This window comes from Streptomyces bicolor (assembly GCF_000719285.1).
Lineage (GTDB): Bacteria > Actinomycetota > Actinomycetes > Streptomycetales > Streptomycetaceae > Streptomyces > Streptomyces bicolor.
This window is the reverse complement of the sequence record NZ_JOFS01000019.1, coordinates 82,856-104,015: the sequence shown is the minus strand read 5'-3', so window position 1 is coordinate 104,015 and position 21,160 is coordinate 82,856. Positions and strand designations below refer to the sequence as shown.

Genomic DNA, 21,160 nt, shown 5'->3' with positions numbered 1-21,160 from the left:
AAACGCTCCTCTTTATACCTGTACATAGAGGGACAGGACGACGGCCCGGACCGATCTTGCGGAGCACTCCGCGGCACTTCCCCTCAGCGCGCATCGTTACCATGCGTGGACGAGCATTCCGACGACCACTGACGACGACGAGGGACGGGCGAGCGCGTGGCCGAGGCGGCAGACTTCCAGGGGACGAGTCCCTCACCTGCCCGCCGGTGGCTGCGGCGGACAGGAGCACTGTTCGCCGGAGCACCTCTGCTGGCCGGCCTGCTCCAGCTGCCCGCTGCCGCGCCGACGCACGCCGCCGAGCAGGACTCCCTGAAAGCGGCCTCCGGCTCGGGCACGGTGTCCGTCGCCGTGGATTCGCTCACTCCGACTGTTCCCGGTGAGGGCGACACACTGACCGTGTCCGGCACGGTGACCAACCAGGGCAAGCAGGCGGTCACCGACGCGCAAGTGGACCTGCTCCTGGGACCCGCCCTGAACACGCGCTCCGAGATCGACACGGTCGCCGAGCGCGCCGGCTACCAGGCGGGCCTCGACGGCGCCCCGGTGGGCGGGAAGTACGTCAAGGAGTTCTCCAAGCTCACCCCGGGCGTCGCCCAGCGCTTCAGCATCTCCGTGCCGGTCGACAAGCTGGACCTCGGCGGGGACGGGGTCTACCAGTTCTCCGTCTCCCTGTCCGGCGAGACGTCCGCGCAGCCCTGGGACCACGTGCTCGGCATCGAGCGGACGTTCCTGCCGTGGCAGCCCGACGGGGCCGACACGAAGACCCGGACGACGGTTCTGTGGCCGCTCGTCTCCACCGCGCACATGACGGCGCAGACGGGGTCGAACGAGTCGCAGACGCCGGTCTTCAGCGACGACGAGCTCGCCGAGGAGCTCTCCGCGGGCGGCCGTCTGCAGCAGCTCGTGTCGCTGGGCAAGCAGCTCGATGTCACGTGGGTGATCGACCCCGACCTGCTGGCCTCCGTGGATGCGATGACGGAGAGCTATCGCGTCGAGGGCGAGGGCGACACGACCACGGCGGGCGCCCATCGCGAGGTCGCCCGGCAGTGGCTCGCCGAGATGCAGAAGGCGGTGCAGGGCAAGGAGGTCGTCGCCCTGCCCTTCGCCGACCCGGATGTGGCGTCCCTGGCACACAACGGCACGAACGTCACCGGCTCGCTGAGCCACCTCAAGGAGGCCACCGACGTCGCCGCCGACACCGTCGAGTCGATCCTCCATGTGGAACCGACCACAGACTTCGCCTGGCCCGTGAACGGCGCTGTCGACCCGTCCATCGTCAAGGTCGCCACATCCGCCGGCGCGGACAAGGTGATCGCCCGCAGCGACAGCCTGGTGGAGACCGGCGGCCTGCCCTACACGCCCTCCGCCGCCCGCCCCATCGGCGGCGGCACGACAGCGGTCGTCGCGGACGCACGGATGTCGACGGCCTTCCAGGGGAACCTGACAAGGGCGTCGAGCTCGACACTCGCGGTGCAGCGGTTCCTCGCCCAGAGCCTGGCCCTCAACCTCCAGACGGACAAGCAGCGCAGCATCGTCGTCACCCCGCAGCGGATGCCGACGGCGAGCCAGGCCCGGGCTATGGCCGAGGCGGTGACGGCGCTCCAGGGCAGCACATGGTCCGAGTCCCAGGAACTCACGGCCGCGGCCACGGCAAAGCCCGACTCCGGTGCCACCACGAAGGTGCCGGCGGCATCCCAGTACTCCTCCTCCCTGCGTAAGCAGGAGCTACCGCGCGCGGCCTTCGAGCAGATCGCGACCACGAAGGACAAGCTCGACAACTTCAAGGTGATCCTCAGCAGGGAGTCCCGCGTGGTGACCCCCTTCGGCCGGGCCATGAACCGCGAGATGTCCACGTCGTGGCGCGGCCGCTCCGGCGAGGCAGCCGACTACCGCAACGGCATCGAGGCCTACATCGACTCACTGGCCGGCCAGGTCACGCTGATCGAGAAGTCCGAGACAAAGCTCTCCGGGCGCAGCGCCACGATCCCCGTGACCGTGCAGAACAACCTGGTGCAGGGCGTCGAGCACCTGGTGCTGCGGCTCACCTCCAAGAGCCCCAGGCGCCTCGAGATCGGCGGCGATACCTTCTACGAACAGCGCGTCACGGTCTCCGGCGGGCACAGCCAGACGGTGAAGTTCCCCACGTCGGCTCAGGCCAACGGCCAGGCCACAGTGGTCGCCCAGCTGTTCACGGAGGACGGTCAGCCGTACGGCTCACCCGTCACCTTCGAAGTCAAGGTCACCGAGTTCACGGCCACCGTGATGCTGGTCATCGGCGGCGGCTTCCTCCTCCTCGTCCTCGCCGGCTTCCGTATGTACACGCAGCGCAAGCGCGCCGCTGCCCGAGAGGCCGAGCAGGACTCCGCCCAGGAGGCGAGCGAGACCGACGGCGACCCGGAGAATCCGGAAGGCGCCGAAGACCGTCTCACGCCCGAGGACCTCCTCAAGGAGGAATCCGTCACCGGAACCCGGGCAGACGCCCCGGGGCAGCCGAGTGACCCGACACCGGACACCCCAGCGGAAAACGCAGACCCGTCCGGCACGGGTGAGAGAGTGGACCGTTGAGCGATGTCGTGGCCGGTCGGCCCGGGACGATGAGGTGGGGTAACCATGAACGCGCCGTACGACGGTGACCGCGGCCAGGCCGCGGGCGGCTCGGGCCACCCCGAGGGCCCGCCGCCCGAGCCGGGCCAGGTACCGCCGCAGCACCCCGCGGACATGTACCTCCAGGACGCCTACGACCAGGACCCCTACCGGGCCCAGGACCTCTCAGCCCAGGACCCCGTCGCCGAGGCGCTCTACGACCGTGCCGCCCACCCGCCGCCCCCGCCGGGCACCTACCCGCCGCCGGAGCAGCTGTACGCCCAGCCGCCCCAGTCGCCGTACGCCCCCGACCCGCACGTGTGGGCCCAGACCCCGGCTCCCGAGCCGGAGGGTCCGAGCCAGTACCTGCCGTACGGCGACGACCACCGCACGACCCAGTACGTCGGCGTCGACGACCTCGTCACGCACTCCACCCAGGCGAGCCAGGAACACGACGCCTTCGCTCATCTCTTCCGGGACCAGCAGCAGGGCGGACATCCGCACTACCAGCCACCGGGGGTTCCGGGACCTTCACCGGCGCCCGCCGAGGGCTCGTACCAAGGCTCTGCCACGCCGCCTGCCGCAGCCGAGTCCCCCGCGTCGGCTCCGGCACCCGCGGCGCCGCCCGCGCCGGCGCCTGTCGCCAAGAAGGGCGGGCGGGTCGGCGGTCTGCTGAAGTCGAGCGCGGTGATGGCGGCGGGCACGCTGGTCTCGCGGCTCACTGGATTCGTCCGCTCCATGATGATCGTCTCGGCCCTGGGCCTCGGCCTGCTCGGCGACTCCTTCCAGGTCGCCTACACGCTGCCGACGATGATCTACATCCTGACCGTCGGCGGCGGCCTCAACTCCGTCTTCGTGCCCCAGCTCGTGCGCGCCATGAAGGACGACGAGGACGGCGGCGAGGCCTACGCGAACCGTCTGCTGACCCTCGTGATGGTGGCGCTCGCCGCACTCACCGCCCTCGCGATGGTCGGCGCGCCGTACCTGGTCCGCGCACTGTCCAACCCTGTGGCCGGCAACCCCGCGGCCAACGACGTCGCGGTCACCTTCACCCGCTACTTCCTGCCCTCGATCTTCTTCATGGGCGTCCACGTGGTGATGGGGCAGATCCTGAACGCCCGCGGCCGCTTCGGCGCGATGATGTGGACACCGGTCCTGAACAACATCGTCATCATCGTGACCCTCGGCGCGTTCCTGTGGGTGTACGGCACCGCCGAGCACTCCGGCATGCAGGTCACGAACATCCCGCCGGAGGGCCAGCGGCTCCTCGGCGTCGGCGTACTCCTCGGTCTGGTCGTCCAGGCCCTGGCGATGATCCCCTACCTGCGTGAAACCGGCTTCCGGCTGCGGTTGCGCTTCGACTGGAAGGGTCATGGCCTTGGCAAGGCCGCCATGCTGGCCAAGTGGACGATCCTGTTCGTCCTGGCCAACCAGGCGGGTGCGCTCGTGGTCACCCAGCTGTCCACCTCCGCCGGCATCGCCTCCGGCGTGGACGGCACCGGCTACGCCGCCTATGCCAACGCGCAGCTCATCTGGGGCCTCCCGCAGGCCATCATCACCGTCTCTCTGATGGCCGCCCTGCTGCCCCGTATCTCGCGTTCGGCCGCCGAGGACGACTCGGGCGCCGTACGCGACGACATCTCCCAGGGCCTGCGCACGACAGCGGTGGCGATCGTGCCGCTCGCCTTCGGCTTCGTGTCGCTGGGTATCCCGATGTGCACGCTCATGTTCGGCACCTCGGGCACGAGTGAGGCCACGAACATGGGCTTCATGCTGATGGCCTTCGGCCTCGGCCTGATCCCCTACTCGGTGCAGTACGTCGTGCTGCGCGCCTTCTACGCGTACGAAGACACCCGCACACCCTTCTACAACACGGTCATCGTGGCCGCGGGCAACGCAGGGGCGTCGGTGCTCTGCTACCTGCTGCTCCCGGCCCGCTGGGCCGTGGTCGGCATGGCCGCCGCGTACGGCCTGGCCTACATGATCGGCGTGGGCGTCGCCTGGAACCGGCTGCGCAAGAAGCTCGGCGGCGACCTGGACGGCGCCCGGGTGATGCGGACCTACGCCAGACTCTGCATCGCGTCGGTGCCGGCGGCGCTGCTCAGCGGTGCGGCCTGCTACGCCATCGGCCGGACCCTCGGTCAGGGCGTCCTCGGCTCCTTCGCCGCTCTGCTGGCCGGCGGAGCCGTGCTGTTCGCGGTCTTCTTCGTCGCCGCCCGCAAGATGCGCATCGAGGAGCTGAACTCACTGGTCGGCATGGTCCGCGGGCGCCTGGGTCGCTGAAGCGGGGGTATGCGCACAACCATCGTCCGCCACCGTGTGTCGTGCATAGCGGCGGACTGTGGGCACAATTGGTTTCGGCGTCGGACGGCGCGCACGGAGTCGGACGGCGCGCAACGGATGGGGAGGCAGGAACGACGGTGGCGGAACGGAGCACGGCTGCCGTCGACGTGGCAGACAACAGCGGCGATGAGCCGCTGACCGCACAGGCGGACCAGTCCACGGCCGACGGGGTGGCCAAGAATCGGGAGCGGGACACGGACACCGACGAGGCACAGGGGAGTGGCGGGACCGATGGTCCCGGAAAGGCCTCACCACCCGAACTGCACAGCGGTCACAAACTCGCCAGACGCTACCGCCTCGAGGAGTGCGTCACCCGTCTGGACGGTTTCAGCAGCTGGCGTGCGGTCGACGAGAAGCTCCGTCGCGCCGTCGGCGTCCACGTCCTGCCGGCGGACCATGCGCGAGCCCGTTCCGTACTGGCCGCGGCCCGCTCGTCGGCACTGCTCGGCGACCCCCGCTTCGTCCAGGTCCTCGACGCCGTCGAGGAGAACGACCTGGTCTACGTCGTCCATGAGTGGCTCCCCGACGCCACGGAGCTGAGCACCCTCCTCGCCTCCGGCCCGCTGGAGGTGTACGAGGCCTACCAGATGGTCACCCAGGTGTCCGCGGCCATGGCCGCCGCGCACCGCGAGGGCCTGGCACATCTCCGCCTCAACCCGAACGCCGTGCTGCGCACTTCCTCCGGCCAGTGGCGCATCCGCGGCCTCGCGGTGAACGCCGCGCTGCGCGGCATCAGCTCCGACACCCCGCAGCGCACTGACACGGAGGCCATCGGCGCGCTGCTGTACGCCGCGCTCACCCAGCGCTGGCCCTACGAGAGCGACGCCTACGGCCTGTCCGGGCTGCCCAAGGACGTCGGTCTGATCGCCCCGGACCAGGTGCGCGCCGGCGTTCACCGCGGTCTGTCCGAACTCACCATGCGCGCACTGGCCAACAACGGCGCCACGGCCTCCCGGCACGAGTCCGCGTGCACCACGCCGGAGGAGCTGGTGAAGGCGATCGGCGAGATGCCCCGCATCCGCCCGCCGGAGCCTTCGTTCACGGCTCCGCCTGACTATCAGCGCACGACCTACCAGCAGGGCACATACGGCCGCCAGGCGCAGCATCCTGGCGCCACCCAGCCGGTGCCGACCCCGCCGCCCCCGCTGCAGAGCCGTACCGGCAAGGCCCTGAAGTGGGCCGTGTCGGCCCTCCTGATCGCCGCGCTGGGCCTTGGCAGCTGGCAGCTGGCGGATGCCCTGATGGACCAGGGCAACAAGTCAGAGGACTCCAACCAGACCCAGACGACGGACGGCGGCGACGACAAGAGCCCGACGCAGCCGGCCAGCCGGCCGATCGCCATCGACGGTGTCCGTGACTTCGACCCGCTTGGCTCGGACGGCGAGAATCCGCGCGACATAGACAACATCTACGACAACGATCCGAGCTCGTACTGGCAGACGAGTTGGTACTCGAGCTCCGACTTCGGACGGTTGAAGTCCGGCGTAGGAGTCATCCTTGATCTCGGCAAGGTCCAGGACGTCGGAAAGGTGACCGTCACCTTCGTAGGCGACACCTCCGTCGAACTGCGCGCCGCTTCCGGTGACACGGGTTCCGCACCCACGAACCTCGAGAGCTACGCCCAGGTGGCAGAAGGTGCCGGCACGAGTGTCACGCTCAAGCCCGGCGAGTCCCTCAAGGCCCGCTATCTTCTGGTGTGGCTGACCAACCTGCCGAAGCAGGTGGACGACGGGCAGTTCCGCGGCAGGATTGCGGACGTCAAGGTGAGCAGCTGAGACCGAAGGGGAGGGGGTCCGATGGCGGATGGCACCGCGTTCCGTGACACAAGCGATCAGGACCTTCTCGCCCGCCATGTCGACGGGGACCCCGACGCCTTCGGGGAAATCGTGCGGCGTCACCGCGATCGCCTCTGGGCGGTGGCGCTGCGCACCCTGGGCGACCGTGAGGAAGCCGCTGACGCCGTTCAGGACGCCCTCGTCTCCGCCTACCGGGCCGCCCACACCTTCCGGGGCCAGTCGGCCGTCACGACGTGGCTGCACCGGATCACGGTGAACGCCTGTCTGGACCGCGCCCGCAAGGCGGCTTCCCGGAAGACCTCACCGGTCGACGACACGGAGCGCCTCGAGCAGCTGCTGGAGCCGCACGAGTCCGCCTCGGCGCCCGCTGAGCGCAACGATCTGCATCGCCAGCTCCTGGAAGCGCTCGGCACCCTGCCGCCCGATCAGAAGGCGGCGCTCGTCCTGGTGGACATGCAGGGATACCCCGTCGCCGAAGCGGCCCGCATCCTCGACGTGCCCACGGGCACCGTCAAGAGCCGGTGCGCGCGTGGCAGAGCCAGACTCCTGCCTCTCCTCGCCCATCTCCGGCCGGAAAGTTCCGGTGACGGCAAAGACCCCGGGGTGAGGCGGAACCAGACCCAGGGGGCATCCGTCCCACCGGCAGCGGGTCAAGAGGCCACGGCGCCACACGCCACGGATCCGCGAGATACCGGGCCGAGTGATTCAGCTGCAGTGAAGGGCGGAGGTGGGCGAGCGTGACATCCACGACTGACACGGCCGGGCACCCGGACGTCGCCGAGATCTCCGACCTCACCGAGGGCCTTCTACCCCCGTCCAGGACCGCCGACCTACGACGGCATCTGGACGAGTGCGAACTATGCGCAGACGTTCACGCATCACTGAAGGAGATCCGGGGGCTGCTTGGCACGCTGCCCGGCCCGGCACGCATGCCCAACGACGTCGCCGAACGCATCGACGCCGCCCTCGCGGCAGAGGCTCTGCTGAGCGCCACGGCGCCCGATGACATCGACCAGCCGAAGCTTGCCGCCCCTGTCCCCTCGGTCTCCGATGCGGACGACGGCACCCATGTTTCACGTGAAACGTCGGCAGCAGGCCGTCCGGCGGGGTACGCCCGCTCCTCGACCACCGGTCCCGGCCGCAAGAACCACAAGAAGACCGGGCGGCGGAAGGTAGCCGTACTGAGCGCCGCATTCACCGCCGCCGCTCTGGGGCTTGGTTCCGTACTGCTGACCTCGCTGATGGGCGGATCAGGTTCCGGTCCGTCGGCCGACGGCGGCCAGACCACCGGCGACACATTCTCCGCGGCGAAGCTGGAGAAGCAGGTCTCCAGTCTTCTCGCCAAGAACGAGAGCTCCGTGGGTAGCTCCCGCAAGCCGGAACACAGCTTGGGGATTGAGGGCGGGCCCGAAACCGAGAGCCCTCGAGTCTTCCGCGAGAACACGGTGCCCCAGTGCATCCGCAAGGGCATCGGACGCAACGACGCGGCCCTCGCCACCGAGGAAGGCGTCTACAAGGGCAAGGATGCTCTGCTCGTCGTGCTGCCCGACGCCTCTGATGTCAGCCGGGTCACCGTCTACGTCATGGACGCGACCTGTGTGAAGCATCCTTCGTCGATGACGGCTGAGGTCCTCCTGAAGGACTCTTACGCTCGCCGCTGAGGCTACGAAGGTTCGTCTCCGTTCGAGGCGGCAACCCGCGCGGTAACGCATCACCGTGTGCCCGGACACAGTGGGAATGCGCGCCCCTTAGGATCCGTTGGGTGGGGTGAGAGTTCCGAAAGAGGCTCCCACCGGTCCGACGACGTATTCCAGAGACGAGGAATCAAGCCGTGAGCGACGTCCGTAACGTGATCATCATCGGCTCCGGGCCCGCCGGCTACACGGCGGCGCTCTACACCGCGCGCGCGTCGCTGAAGCCGCTGGTCTTCGAGGGCGCCGTCACCGCCGGTGGTGCGCTCATGAACACCACCGAGGTGGAGAACTTCCCGGGCTTCCAGGACGGCATCATGGGCCCCGAGCTCATGGACAACATGCGCGGCCAGGCCGAGCGCTTCGGAGCCGAGCTCGTCCCGGACGACATCGTCAACGTCGACCTCACCGGTGAAATCAAGACCGTCACCGACACCGCGGGCACGGTCCACCGTGCCAAGGCCGTCATCGTCGCCACCGGCTCGCAGCACCGCAAGCTCGGCCTGCCGAACGAGGACGCCCTCTCCGGCCGCGGTGTCTCCTGGTGCGCCACCTGCGACGGCTTCTTCTTCAAGGACCAGGACATCGCCGTGATCGGTGGCGGCGACACCGCAATGGAAGAGGCCACCTTCCTCTCCCGCTTCGCCAAGTCCGTGACGATCGTCCACCGCCGGGACACTCTCCGCGCTTCCAAGGCGATGCAGGACCGCGCCTTCGCCGACCCGAAGATCAAGTTCGTCTGGGACAGCGAGGTCGCCGAAGTCCAGGGCGACCAGAAGCTCTCCGGCCTGAAGCTGCGCAACGTCAAGACCGGCGAGCTGTCGGACTTGGCGGTCACCGGCCTGTTCATCGCGATCGGCCACGACCCGCGCACCGAGCTGTTCAAGGGCCAGCTGGAGCTGGACGAGGAGGGCTACCTCAAGGTCGACGCCCCCTCCACGCGCACCAACCTGACCGGTGTCTTCGGCGCCGGCGACGTCGTGGACCACACCTACCGCCAGGCGATCACCGCAGCCGGCACCGGCTGCTCCGCCGCCCTCGACGCTGAGCGCTTCCTCGCCGCCCTCGCGGACGAGGAGAACGCCGAGCCCGAGAAGACCGCTGTCTGACCCCCACCCGCCCCACGCACCAAACAGTTAAGGAGCCCGCCGTGGCCGGCACCCTGAAGAATGTGACCGACGACTCCTTCGAGCAGGACGTCCTCAAGAGCGACAAGCCCGTCCTGGTGGACTTCTGGGCCGCCTGGTGCGGACCCTGCCGCCAGATCGCTCCGTCCCTCGAAGCGATTGCCGCCGAGCACGGCGACAAGATCGAGATCGTCAAGCTCAACATCGACGAGAACCCGGGTACGGCCGCCAAGTACGGCGTCATGTCCATCCCGACGCTGAACGTGTACCACAACGGTGAGGTCGCCAAGACCATCGTCGGCGCCAAGCCGAAGGCCGCGATCCTCCGCGACCTCGAGGACTTCATCGCCGAGTGACGTTTCACGTGAAACACGAATGGGCCAACCCGACCAGGTTGGCCCATTCGCTTTACAGGAGGCCGGTCGCTCTAGAGAGGCCGCAGGGCTGGTTCCTTCTGCACGGCACCCAGCAGCCGGTCGATCGCCAGCTCCACGTCTTCCTTCCAGGACAGCGTCGTCCGCAGCTCCAGCCGCATACGCGGGAAGGTGGGGTGCGGGCGGACCGTCTTGAAGCCCACGGCCAGGAGATGGTCTGCGGGCAGAACACATGCCGGCTCTTTCCAGCGCGCGTCGCCAAAGGCCTCGATCGCCTTGAAGCCTCGCCGCAGCAGATCCTTGGCGACCGTCTGGACCATCACCCGGCCCAGCCCCTGGCCCTGGTAGCCCGGCATGATGAACGCGGTCATCAGCTGCACCGCGTCCTGTGAGACAGGGCTCGTGGGGAATGCCGTCGAGCGAGGGACATAAGCCGGGGGCGCGTACAGCACGAAGCCGACAGGTACGTCGTCGACATAGACGACCCGTCCGCAGGAGCCCCAGTCCAACAGGACGGCGGAGATCCAGGCTTCCTTCTCAAGGGCGGGCGTACCCGCCTTTACCGAGGCTTCACCGCTGACCGGGTCCAACTCCCAGAAGACACACGCCCGGCAACGTTTGGGAAGGTCCTGAAGGTTGTCCAGCGTGAGCGGTACGAGCCGACGCCCCATGAAGGCTGTTCCTCGCTTCCTTCGCCCGCAGCGTCGCGAGCGGCTGTCAGGGCGTTACGTTCCCTGAGCAGGCTGCCGACGAACCCGCCGACCGCGCCCAGCCCAAGACCCACGCCCACCAGTCCGGTGCGGCTCACCGTTCGCATGGACCCCGCCTCCCCTAAGAGGTCTGCCAGGTGGTTGCGCCATACCCGAACGCATCGTATCCATGAAGCGATTCCATCGATACCAGCCAGAAAGCAAAGAGCGGGCCGTGTTCCGGTACACACCGGACACGGCCCGCTCGGATAGGCCGGAAGGCAACAGCCGGCCAACTGGGCGTCAGCCCTCGGAGTCCTCCGCGTCATCGTCCAGAAGGCTTCTCTGGAGAGCCAGCTTCTCGCCCGGAGCGAGCGTGCTGAGGATCCGCTCGAGGTCGTCCGGGGAGGCGAACTCGACGGTGATCTTGCCCTTCTTCTGACCCAGCTCGACCTTCACGCGCGTCTCGAAGCGATCCGAGAGCCGGGTCGCGAGATCGGACAGCGCTGGCGAGGGCACAGAGCCGGCCCGCGGCCCCCTGGAACGCTGAGTCTTCTGGGGGCGCGAGCCCATCAGCGTCACGATCTCCTCGACGGACCGAACCGACAGCCCTTCGGCCACGACTCGGTAGGCCAGCCGCTCCTGCTCCTCCGGATCCTCGACGGAGAGGAGCGCCCGCGCATGCCCGGCGGAGAGAACTCCGGCGGCCACCCGGTTCTGGACCTTGGGCGAGAGCTTCAGCAGACGCAGGGTGTTGGAGACCTGCGGCCGGGAACGGCCGATGCGGTCCGCCAACTGGTCGTGCGTGCAGTTGAAGTCCTTCAGCAGCTGATCGTAGGCAGCTGCCTCTTCGATCGGGTTCAGCTGAGCGCGGTGCAGGTTCTCCAGAAGCGCGTCCAGGAGGAGCTTCTCGTCGTCCGTGGCCCGCACGATCGCCGGGATCGCCTCGAGACCAGCCTCACGACAGGCCCGCCAGCGCCGCTCGCCCATGATGAGCTCGTAGCGTGCGGGGCCGATCTGCCGTACGACGATCGGCTGGAGGAGACCGACCTCCTGGATGGAGGTGACGAGCTCCTGCAGAGCGTCCTCGTCGAAGACCTCACGGGGCTGTCGCGGGTTCGGCGTGATCGCATCGAGGGGGATCTCCGCGAAGTGCGCGCCCATGGGAGCTGTGGGCGTCTCCACGGCGCCGCTCAGCGACGGCTCCTCGGTTTCATGTGAAACATGCGGCAGCGTGGCCACCTTGGCCGCGGCCACTCCGCGCTCGGACAGCACCGGGACAGCGGCCGGGGACGTGGGAGCACCGCCCACCACCGGGGCCGGGGCCACCGTCTTCTCCGTCGGTGCTGCAGGGATCAGTGCGCCGAGACCACGGCCCAACCCCCTCCGTCGCTCGCTCACTGGATCCCCTCCACCATGCTCGGGTTGCTCTGAGCGCCGATATGGGCGTGCGTCGGGTCGTAACTGACCCCGACACCCTTCAGCGCGATTTCTCGTGCCGCCTCAAGATAGGACAGGGCACCGCTCGATCCTGGATCGTAGGTCAGCACCGTCTGTCCGTAACTCGGCGCCTCGGAGATACGAACCGAGCGCGGAATGCTCGTCCGCAGCACCTCGTCGCCGAAGTGGTTGCGCACCTCGTCCGCGACCTGTGACGCGAGCCGCGTCCGGCCGTCGTACATGGTGAGCAGAATCGTCGATACATGCAGGGCAGGGTTCAAGTGCCCCCGCACGAGGTCGACGTTGCGCAGCAGCTGGCCCAGTCCCTCCAGCGCGTAATACTCGCACTGGATGGGGATCAGGACCTCCTGCCCAGCCACGAGCGCGTTGACCGTCAGAAGGCCGAGCGAGGGCGGGCAGTCGATCAGGATGTAGTCCAGCGGCTGCTCGTAGGCCTGGATCGCCCTCTGCAGTCGGCTCTCACGTGCCACCAAGGACACCAGCTCGATCTCCGCACCGGCGAGATCGATCGTGGCAGGGGCACAGAAAAGACCCTCGACATCGGGGACCGGCTGGACAACTTCTGCGAGCGGCTTACTCTCGACCAACACGTCGTAGATGGAAGGGACTTCCGCGTGATGATCGATCCCCAGGGCAGTGGACGCGTTGCCCTGCGGGTCGAGATCGATGACCAGCACACGGCCGCCATGCAGAGCAAGCGACGCGGCAAGGTTGACGGTCGTCGTCGTCTTGCCCACGCCCCCCTTCTGGTTGGCGACCACCATGACGCGGGTCTGCTCGGGCCGTGGCAGGCCCTCGCCGGCGCGGCCTAGAGCCTCCACCGCCAGTTGGGCAGCACGACCGATGGGAGTGTCGTCCATCGGGGGCGGTGTTTCACGTGAAACATCCTCCCCCATCGACTCGGTACGGGGACCGGGGACCGGATCGGTCATCGGTCCCGCGATGTTGGCGTCGGACCGCAAGGATTCACTCTCCTCGACTTCAGGCTCGCAATGAACAGAGCCTCCCATGTCTTCGGGGTCGTGAACCAGTGAGGCCTGGTGTTCTGTGGAGAAATCCACCTCTGTGGAAAACTTCGTGCCCCTCAAGAGGGACGGAGCGTCATCAGAAGGGCCGTCTCCGAGAGAACCGAGAGGCTTTCGGTCGCGCGGTTCGGCCGCAGCGCGGCCCCGACTGATGATGCCGTGCAGCAGTGAGCGACGTTTCACGTGAAACACGATGCACAGCGGACGTGGCCGAACTGTCGCGACACTCCGGCATGCATAGGTTTGCCAGCTTGTGTGGAGTACGTCTCGTCGTCAGGACGGATCAGCGGCGCCGACGGGCACGTCCCGTCCTGGCCGCCTTCGCCCGCTTCGCTGCGAACCGCACCCCGCCAGGGCTCTCCCCGACCTCGACACGCACGACCGTGGACATCGGATCCACGACGCCCTCCCCGACATGAAGGATCGACGTCTCGACCGCACCGAGCTTGCTCAGAGCCGTCGACGCGCTCTTCAGCTCCTCCTCCGCGGTGTCGCCCTTGAGCGCCAGCATCTCGCCGTACGGGCGCAGCAGCGGGATCCCCCACGTGGCCAGCCGATCCAGCGGAGCCACCGCACGCGCGGTCACGACATGCACCGGCTGCAGCTTCCCCATGACCTCCTCGGCGCGGCCCCGGACGACCGTCACGTGGTCGAGGCCAAGCAGCTCCACGACCTCCGTCAGGAAGTTCGTACGCCGCAGCAGAGGCTCCAGCAGCGTGATCTTCAGGTCTTCCCGGACAAGCGCCAGGGGAATGCCGGGCAGGCCGGCACCCGAGCCGACGTCGCACACCGTCACGCCCTCGGGAACCACCTCGGAAAGCACCGCACAGTTCAGAAGATGCCGCTCCCACAGCCGGGGCACCTCACGCGGGCCGATCAGGCCACGCTGCACACCCGCCTCGGCGAGCAGTTCGGCGTAGCGGACCGCATCAGCGTAGCGATCGCCGAACACCTCACGTGCCTGCTCGGGCGCAGGGGGAAGCTCCGCTGCCTCCGTCACGGGGGACCGTCCTTCCGTACCGCGCCGACGCACCGAGCGCCGACACCAGAACCAGAACTATCAGGCTGACAAGGTTCGGCCCCGCCTGCGGACAGACGGGGCCGGTGCAAACGTATGGGCCGATCAGGCGGGAAGCACAACGACGAACCGCTGCGGTTCCTCACCCTCGGATTCGCTGCGCAGGCCCGCCGCCTTGACCGCATCGTGCACGACCTTGCGCTCGAACGGCGTCATCGGCTTCAGCTTCACGGGTTCGCCGGTGTTCTTCACATCGGCGGCGGCCTTGGCACCCAGCTCGGAGAGCTCGGCGCGCTTCTTGGCCCGGTAACCCCCGATGTCGAGCATCAGCCGGCTGCGGTCCCCGGTCTCCCGGTGGACGGCCAGGCGCGTGAGCTCCTGAAGCGCCTCCAGCACCTCGCCGTCACGCCCGACCAGCTTCTGCAGGTCTCGGCTGCCCGCGTCGCTGATGATCGAGACAGCGGCGCGGTCGGCCTCGACGTCCATGTCGATGTCGCCGTCGAGATCGGCGATGTCGAGCAGACCCTCGAGGTAGTCCGCCGCGATCTCGCCCTCCTGCTCCAGGCGGGTCAGGGTGTCTGCACCCTCGGCAGCGGCGGAGGTGGTGCCTTCCGTCACGGGATGGGCTCCTTCTTACTTCTTGGACGGGGACTTGGGGCGCTGCGGACCGCCCTTGCGCTGCCCGGACTGGGCCTTGCTGCGGCCGCTGCCGGACTTCGGCGCGGCCTTCTTGGCAGCGTCGGGCTTGGCGTCCTCGGGCTCGTCGGACTTCTGCAGCGACGTCGCTTCGCCGACCGCCTTCGGACCGCCGGACTGACGCTGGGCCTTGGTCTGCCGCTTCGGCTGCTGACGCTTGGCGGCGCCGGTCGTCGGCGTACCGTCCTCGGCCACCGTGGCGACAGCGGTCTCGCTCTTCACCACGGTGCCGTCCGCCTGCGCCGCGAGACCGGCCTTGCTCAGGCCGTTGATGAACTTGCGCTCGTACTCATTGCGGTCACGGCCCTTGGCGACGATGGCCTTGACGATGGCGCGCTCGCCACGGCCGCGGGTCTTGCCGTGGTGCGTGACGTGCTTGGTCAGCCGCTCCAGATACGCGGCCTGGGCCTTGGAACCCGGGGTCGGGTTGTTGTGGATGACGTACATCTGCTGGCCCATGGTCCACACGTTGGTGGTCAGCCAGTAGACGAGGACACCGACCGGGAAGTTGATACCGAAGACGGCGAACATGACCGGGAAGATGTACATCAGCATCTTCTGCTGCTGCATGAACGGCGTCTTCACCGTGGTGTCGACGTTCTTCGTCATCAGCTGGCGCTGCGTGTAGAACTGCGACGCCGACATCAGGACGATCATGACCGCGGTGACGATGCGGACAGTGGTCAGCGACGCGTCGAGCGCGGCGACCTCAGCGGAGCTGTCGGTGAACTTCGCGGCCAGCGGAGCACCAAAGATGTGCGCCTGCTGCGCGCTCTCCAGCAGACGCTCGTTGATGACACCGACGGTGTCGTTGTTCGCGATGCTGTTGAGCACGTGGTACAGGGCGAAGAAGAACGGCGACTGCGCCAGGATGGGAAGGCACGAGGAGAGCGGGTTGGTGCCCGTCTCCTTGTACAGCTTCATCATCTCTTCGGACTGACGCTGCTTGTCGTTCTTGTAGCGCTCCTGGATCTTCTTCATCTCGGGCTGGAGCGTCTGCATGGCCCGGGTCGCCTTGATCTGCTTCACGAAGAGCGGGATCAGGCAGATACGGATCAGAATCACCAGGGACACGATGGACAGGCCCCAGGCCCACCCGGTGTTATCGCCGAAGAGGGCGCCGTACACCTTGTGGAACTGGACGATGACCCAGGAAACAGGTGTCGTGATGAAGCTGAAGAGGCTGGCAATCGTGTCCACTAATCATGCTCCTTGGGCATGGGGCGAGGTCTCTGCGGCCGGGCTCGAAGGAACATTCTCCTCGGTGGCCGTTTCGGCGGCGGAGGGCCCGCCCTTCCGTGCACGCCACGCATTGCGCAGCATCTCGTGCCACCGCGGGCGCTTGCGCGGCGGGACATGGTCCACACCACCCAGCGACCACGGGTTGCACCGCAGGATGCGCCAAGCGGTGAGCGCCGTGCCCTTGATCGCACCGTGCCGGTCGATGGCCGTATACCCATAGTGGGAACACGACGGGTAGTACTTGCACACCGGCCCGAGCAGCGGACTGATCGTCCACTGGTACAGCTTGATCAGAGCCAGCAGTGGGTACTTCATCGCGCGCCCCCTCCCAGCAGCCGCTGCAGAGCGGCATCCAGGTCTTGGGCCAGCTGTGCATGGTCGGCGTCACCCGCACCGGGCAGCGCTCGTACGACTACCAGGCTACCGGGGGGCAGCCGGTCGACTCGGTCGCGCATCAGATGGCGAAGCCTGCGCTTCACCTTGTTCCGCACGACCGCGCCACCCACTGCCTTGCTCACGACGAAACCCGCACGCGTCGGGGGAGCGCTCTCCCCAGGCGCGTGCGGGTCCGTGGCACCGCTACGAAGGTGGACGACGAGATGCTGGCGTCCTGCCCGGCGTCCTCGTCGTACCGCGGTCGCGAAGTCCTCGCGCCGCCTCAGCCGGTTCTCGGTGGGCAGCACGACGTCATGACCTGACCGGGATCAGGCGGACAGACGGGCGCGACCCTTGCTACGGCGGGACGCGAGGATCGCGCGGCCGGCACGGGTGCGCATACGCAGCCGGAAGCCGTGGGTCTTCGCGCGACGACGGTTGTTCGGCTGGAAGGTGCGCTTGCTCACTCGGGGGCTCCAGAAATAAATCGGTAGTTGCGGGGTGCCGTCCTGGCTGTCACCGTGCGCCCACGAGTAGCTCGCAGTAACGCCCGAGTGCACCGCTTCCCGATCACCGAAACGCGATCTGTGCCCATCGGAGGCAGGCGGCAGCAGCCATCGACAACTCGACCTGGTTACGGTACGCGCGGCTGCGCCATCCGGTCAAACCGGAGGCCACGGGGAGACACTATCCACAGGCTGGGGACAACAACTTGAACCGCACCCGCCGCCCTGACTACCGTGACTGAACTCCGATTCGTTCCCTTGATTCTGGCTCCACCCTTTTGAATCCCGACCCGTCCCACAATCACACGTTCGTGGGACCCGTGAGAGAGCGTGCCCTGTGGCTGACGTACCTGCCGATCTTGCCGCAGTGTGGCCACGAGTGCTCGAGCAACTTCTCGGTGAGGGCCGCGGGCAGGGTGTCGAGGCGAAGGACGAGCACTGGATCCGGCGCTGCCAGCCCCTCGCGCTGGTGGCCGACACCGCCCTGCTCGCCGTACCGAACGAGTTCGCGAAGGGCGTACTGGAGGGCCGTCTGGCCCCGATCGTGAGCGACACCCTGAGTCGCGAGTGCGGCCGCCCGATCCGTATCGCGATCACCGTCGACGACTCCGCCGGCGAACCCCCTGCCCCGCCGGTCCCACCGGCCCAGCACCAGTCACGCTACGAGGAGCCCGAGCCCCCCTCCTACGACGGCTACGGCCGCCATCGCGCCGACGACCGCCACTCCGGCGCCGCCGACCCGCTGCCCACCGCACGCCCTGCCTACCCGAGCGAATACCAGCGCCCGGAGCCCACCCCCGGCAGCTGGCCGCGCCCGACGCAGGACGAGTACGGCTGGCAGCAGCCGCGGCTCGGCTTCCCGGAGCGGGACCCGTACGCATCGCCGTCGCAGGACTCCTACCAGCAGGACTCCTACGGCGGCCCCTCCCAGGACTACCGCCCACAGCCGATGGAGCGGCCGTCCTACGACGGACACCGCCCGGACTACGAGCCGCAGCGGCCCGACTACGACCAGCCGCGCTCCGACTACGACCAGGGCGCCCGCCGCGACCTGCCCGAACCGCCCCCCGGCTCCGGCCATGTGCACCGCGGCGGCCCCGTCGGCGCCAACCTGCCCACCACGGGCGCCCCCGGCCCGCTGGCCGCCCAGCCCGCGCCGGCGCCCGGACCCGGTGAGCCCACCGCGCGTCTGAACCCGAAGTACCTCTTCGACACGTTCGTCATCGGCGCCTCCAACCGCTTCGCGCACGCAGCCGCGGTCGCCGTCGCCGAGGCACCGGCGAAGGCCTACAACCCCCTCTTCATCTACGGGGAGTCAGGGCTCGGCAAGACGCACCTGCTGCACGCGATCGGGCACTATGCGCGCAGCCTCTACCCGGGCACGCGCGTGCGCTATGTGAGCTCGGAGGAGTTCACCAACGAGTTCATCAACTCCATCCGCGACGGCAAGGGCGACAGCTTCCGCAAGCGCTACCGCGAGATGGACATCCTGCTCGTCGACGACATCCAGTTCCTGGCGGACAAGGAGTCGACGCAGGAGGAGTTCTTCCACACCTTCAACACGCTCCACAACGCCAACAAGCAGATCGTGCTGTCCAGCGACCGGCCGCCCAAGCAGCTGGTCACGCTGGAGGACCGGCTGCGGAACCGTTTCGAGTGGGGCCTGATCACCGACGTCCAGCCGCCCGAGCTGGAGACGCGTATCGCGATCCTCCGCAAGAAGGCGGTCCAGGAGCAGCTCAACGCCCCGCCGGAGGTGCTGGAGTTCATTGCCTCCCGCATCTCCCGCAACATCCGTGAGCTGGAGGGCGCGCTGATCCGGGTGACGGCGTTCGCCTCGCTCAACCGGCAGCCGGTGGACCTGGGCCTGACGGAGATCGTCCTCAAGGACCTGATCCCCGGTGGCGACGACGCGACGCCGGAGATCACCTCGACGGCCATCATGAGCGCCACGGCCGACTACTTCGGCCTCACCGTCGAGGACCTGTGCGGCAGCTCCCGCGGCCGCCAGCTGGTCACCGCCCGCCAGATCGCCATGTATCTCTGCCGCGAGCTGACGGACCTGTCGCTGCCGAAGATCGGCGCGCTGTTCGGCGGCCGCGACCACACCACGGTGATGCACGCCGACCGCAAGATCCGCAATCTGATGGCCGAGCGACGCTCCATCTACAACCAGGTCACCGAGCTGACCAACCGCATCAAGAACGGCTGACAGAGCCGGCCGACGACGGCCGGAAGAGCCCGCCGTACGACGCCGAGGGCGCCCCCGGAGGAGATCCCGGGGGCGCCCTTCGTCGTGTCACGGCCGTCGGCTGTTCGAATACCTGCCGCGTTACGGCCACTCTCCACAGATTCGGTGAGTTTTTCGCGTCCACACCCTGGGGACTGGGAAGTTGTCCAGATTGTGTCCACAGGGGCCCCTGTTGAAAGACCATCACACCAGGTCACCGGGGTGTGGATTCGTGGACGAACGATCTCCACAGACTGTGGACAGAGCGGAGATCCACAGGCTGTGCATCAAGTTGTCCACGGGCAACCCACAGGCTGGGGCTGGTTGTCCCCAGTGATCCCCAGCTTCTCCACACCGCCGTCCACTGTTCGGCAACGCGACGCGCCTCCTCACCGAGTCGAGTGAAAGCCGTCACACAAAGATGCCGGGTTGGGCTGTGGGAAAGGTGGGTGAAGCTGGGGACGGTGCTGGGGAGAAGTCGCCCGAGGCTGTGCACGGCGTGTGCAGAACTTTCCGTTCTCCACAGAGACGCCCAGTTGTCCACCGCCGCCACCCACAGGGCCCGTGGACAAAATTTCCCCGCTGACCTGCGAAAACAGGGTTATCCACCGTATCCACAGGCCCTACTACTACTCCCAACTAGAGAGAGCTGGGAATCCGTTTCGAAGAGGGCCCTGTGCACAACTCGCTGTCCGGCTCCCGGCTGCCCCTCGTCACGACTTGACCCCGAGAGGCACCTACTGTCAGTGGGGTGCGTCAGACTGGTCCCCGGCGTCCTTCCCCTCCCAGGGGCCGACGACACCGAGAACAGACGACGAAGCCAGGCAGGCCGAGAAGCGCCGGCAACAGCAGGAGGCGGCAACAGTGAAGATCCGGGTGGAACGCGACGTACTCGCGGAGGCAGTGGCCTGGGCGGCGCGCAGCCTCCCGGCCCGTCCGCCGGCGCCTGTCCTCGCCGGCCTCCTGCTCAAGGCGGATGACGGTCAGCTGAGCCTGTCGAGCTTCGACTACGAGGTCTCCGCGCGCGTGAGCGTCGAGGCGGAGGTCGAGGAAGAGGGCACGGTCCTCGTCTCCGGCCGTCTTCTCGCGGACATCTCGCGTGCTCTCCCCAACCGGCCGGTTGAGATTTCCACAGACGGTGTACGGGCGACCGTGGTCTGCGGCTCCTCGCGGTTCACACTCCACACCCTGCCTGTGGAGGAGTACCCGGCGCTCCCGCAGATGCCGAACGCGACCGGCACGGTCCCCGGCGAGGTCTTCGCCGCGGCCGCCGCCCAGGTCGCCATCGCCGCGGGCCGTGACGACACGCTGCCGGTGCTCACCGGTGTGCGCATCGAGATCGAGGGCGACCGGGTCACCCTCGCCTCCACCGACCGCTACCGCTTCGCGGTCCGTGAGTTCCTGTGGAAGCCGGAGAACCCGGAGGCCTCCGCGGTCGCCCTGGTCCCCGCCAAGACGCTCCTGGACACCGCCAAGGCGCTGACCAGCGGTGACAGCGTCACCCTGGCGCTGTCCGGCTCGGGCGCGGGCGAGGGCCTGATCGGTTTCGAGGGCGCCGGGCGTCGTACGACGACCCGTCTGCTGGAGGGCGACCTCCCGAAGTACCGCACGCTGTTCCCGACGGAGTTCAACAGCGTCGCCGTGATCGAGACCGCCCCCTTCGTGGAGGCCGTCAAGCGTGTGGCCCTGGTCGCCGAGCGCAACACCCCGGTGCGCCTCAGCTTCGAGCAGGGCGTGCTGATCCTGGAGGCCGGCTCCAGCGACGACGCACAGGCTGTGGAAAGGGTCGACGCGCAGCTCGAGGGCGACGACATCTCGATCGCCTTCAACCCGACGTTCCTGCTGGACGGCCTGAGCGCCATCGACTCCCCGGCGGCCCAGCTGTCGTTCACGACGTCCACGAAGCCGGCGCTGCTCAGCGGCAAGCCGGCGGTGGACGCGGAGGCGGACGAGGCCTACAAGTACCTGATCATGCCGGTGCGCTTGAGCGGCTGAGCAGCCGGA

18 protein-coding genes are annotated in these 21,160 nt (G+C 68.2%); 9 read left to right on the top strand and 9 right to left on the bottom strand.

What is annotated here, in order from left to right; genetic code table 11:
* Positions 1-156: 156 nt before the first annotated feature.
* The 7 genes from IF78_RS0124690 (at position 157) to trxA (ending at position 9,896) form a co-directional block, all read left to right on the top strand.
* On the top strand, positions 157-2,565 hold the full coding sequence (locus tag IF78_RS0124690; protein ID WP_031484664.1) for a DUF6049 family protein: 2,409 nt from the start codon (positions 157-159) through the stop codon (positions 2,563-2,565).
* A gap of 45 nt (positions 2,566-2,610) precedes the next feature.
* Complete coding sequence (gene murJ / locus IF78_RS0124685; RefSeq protein ID WP_031484661.1) at positions 2,611-4,866, top strand: murein biosynthesis integral membrane protein MurJ; 2,256 nt, start codon at positions 2,611-2,613, stop codon at positions 4,864-4,866.
* A 137-nt stretch (positions 4,867-5,003) separates the two neighbouring features.
* Positions 5,004-6,701 carry a protein kinase family protein gene (locus IF78_RS0124680; RefSeq protein ID WP_031484659.1) on the top strand — a complete coding sequence of 566 codons (1,698 nt, stop codon included), beginning with the start codon at positions 5,004-5,006 and terminating at the stop codon, positions 6,699-6,701.
* Between the two features lie 21 nt (positions 6,702-6,722).
* Positions 6,723-7,463: an RNA polymerase sigma factor SigM gene (sigM, locus tag IF78_RS0124675; RefSeq protein WP_031484657.1), complete on the top strand. Its 741-nt coding sequence runs from the start codon at positions 6,723-6,725 to the stop codon at positions 7,461-7,463.
* The gene (locus tag IF78_RS0124670; RefSeq protein WP_031484655.1) at positions 7,460-8,383 is read left to right on the top strand and encodes an anti-sigma factor family protein; all 924 of its coding nucleotides are present in this window, start codon (positions 7,460-7,462) and stop codon (positions 8,381-8,383) included. Before sigM ends, IF78_RS0124670 begins: the two co-directional genes overlap by 4 nt.
* A 170-nt stretch (positions 8,384-8,553) precedes the next feature.
* Positions 8,554-9,522, top strand: coding sequence for a thioredoxin-disulfide reductase (gene trxB / locus IF78_RS0124665; RefSeq protein ID WP_031484654.1), 969 nt, complete (start codon positions 8,554-8,556; stop codon positions 9,520-9,522).
* Between the two features lie 41 nt (positions 9,523-9,563).
* A complete protein-coding gene (gene trxA, locus IF78_RS0124660; RefSeq protein ID WP_031484651.1) occupies positions 9,564-9,896 on the top strand; it encodes a thioredoxin in 333 nt (110 codons plus the stop codon).
* A gap of 71 nt (positions 9,897-9,967) precedes the next feature.
* Here the strand turns inward: trxA and IF78_RS0124655 are convergent, their stop codons facing one another.
* From IF78_RS0124655 to rpmH, 9 genes are all read right to left on the bottom strand, one after another.
* Complete coding sequence (locus IF78_RS0124655; protein WP_031484649.1) at positions 9,968-10,585, bottom strand: GNAT family N-acetyltransferase; 618 nt, start codon at positions 10,583-10,585, stop codon at positions 9,968-9,970.
* 321 nt (positions 10,586-10,906) lie between these two features.
* Positions 10,907-12,004, bottom strand: coding sequence for a ParB/RepB/Spo0J family partition protein (locus IF78_RS0124650; RefSeq protein WP_031484646.1), 1,098 nt, complete (start codon positions 12,002-12,004; stop codon positions 10,907-10,909).
* On the bottom strand, positions 12,001-13,074 hold the full coding sequence (locus IF78_RS0124645; protein ID WP_078662577.1) for a ParA family protein: 1,074 nt from the start codon (positions 13,072-13,074) through the stop codon (positions 12,001-12,003). Before IF78_RS0124645 ends, IF78_RS0124650 begins: the two co-directional genes overlap by 4 nt.
* Positions 13,075-13,372: 298 nt before the next feature.
* Positions 13,373-14,089: a 16S rRNA (guanine(527)-N(7))-methyltransferase RsmG gene (gene rsmG / locus IF78_RS0124640; protein ID WP_031484642.1), complete on the bottom strand. Its 717-nt coding sequence runs from the start codon at positions 14,087-14,089 to the stop codon at positions 13,373-13,375.
* Between the two features lie 123 nt (positions 14,090-14,212).
* Complete coding sequence (locus IF78_RS0124635) at positions 14,213-14,725, bottom strand: Jag family protein (RefSeq protein ID WP_031484641.1); 513 nt, start codon at positions 14,723-14,725, stop codon at positions 14,213-14,215.
* Between the two features lie 15 nt (positions 14,726-14,740).
* Positions 14,741-16,003, bottom strand: a complete 1,263-nt coding sequence (gene yidC / locus IF78_RS0124630; RefSeq protein ID WP_031484639.1) for a membrane protein insertase YidC — start codon at positions 16,001-16,003, stop codon at positions 14,741-14,743.
* 3 nt (positions 16,004-16,006) lie between these two features.
* Entirely contained in the window at positions 16,007-16,360 is a 354-nt protein-coding gene (gene yidD / locus IF78_RS0124625; RefSeq protein ID WP_031484638.1) for a membrane protein insertion efficiency factor YidD, read from the bottom strand.
* Positions 16,357-16,728, bottom strand: a complete 372-nt coding sequence (rnpA, locus tag IF78_RS46400; protein WP_078662570.1) for a ribonuclease P protein component — start codon at positions 16,726-16,728, stop codon at positions 16,357-16,359. Before rnpA ends, yidD begins: the two co-directional genes overlap by 4 nt.
* A gap of 21 nt (positions 16,729-16,749) precedes the next feature.
* On the bottom strand, positions 16,750-16,887 hold the full coding sequence (gene rpmH, locus IF78_RS0124615; RefSeq protein WP_003956500.1) for a 50S ribosomal protein L34: 138 nt from the start codon (positions 16,885-16,887) through the stop codon (positions 16,750-16,752).
* A 376-nt stretch (positions 16,888-17,263) separates the two neighbouring features.
* Between rpmH and dnaA the strand changes: the two genes are divergently transcribed.
* Both dnaA and dnaN read left to right on the top strand, forming a co-directional pair.
* Entirely contained in the window at positions 17,264-19,138 is a 1,875-nt protein-coding gene (dnaA, locus tag IF78_RS0124610) for a chromosomal replication initiator protein DnaA (protein WP_078662569.1), read from the top strand.
* Positions 19,139-20,020: 882 nt separating this feature from the next.
* Positions 20,021-21,151, top strand: coding sequence for a DNA polymerase III subunit beta (gene dnaN, locus IF78_RS0124605; protein WP_031484630.1), 1,131 nt, complete (start codon positions 20,021-20,023; stop codon positions 21,149-21,151).
* The last annotated feature ends 9 nt before the right edge of the window (positions 21,152-21,160 follow it).

Coding starts and splice junctions, on each gene's coding strand:
- murJ (WP_031484661.1), top strand. CDS start 2,611: ATGAACGCGCCGTACGACGGTGACCGCGGCCAGGCCGCGGGCGGCTCG.
- sigM (WP_031484657.1), top strand. CDS start 6,723: ATGGCGGATGGCACCGCGTTCCGTGACACAAGCGATCAGGACCTTCTC.
- yidD (WP_031484638.1), bottom strand. CDS start 16,360: ATGAAGTACCCACTGCTGGCTCTGATCAAGCTGTACCAGTGGACGATC.
- IF78_RS0124655 (WP_031484649.1), bottom strand. CDS start 10,585: ATGGGGCGTCGGCTCGTACCGCTCACGCTGGACAACCTTCAGGACCTT.
- IF78_RS0124645 (WP_078662577.1), bottom strand. CDS start 13,074: ATGGGAGGCTCTGTTCATTGCGAGCCTGAAGTCGAGGAGAGTGAATCC.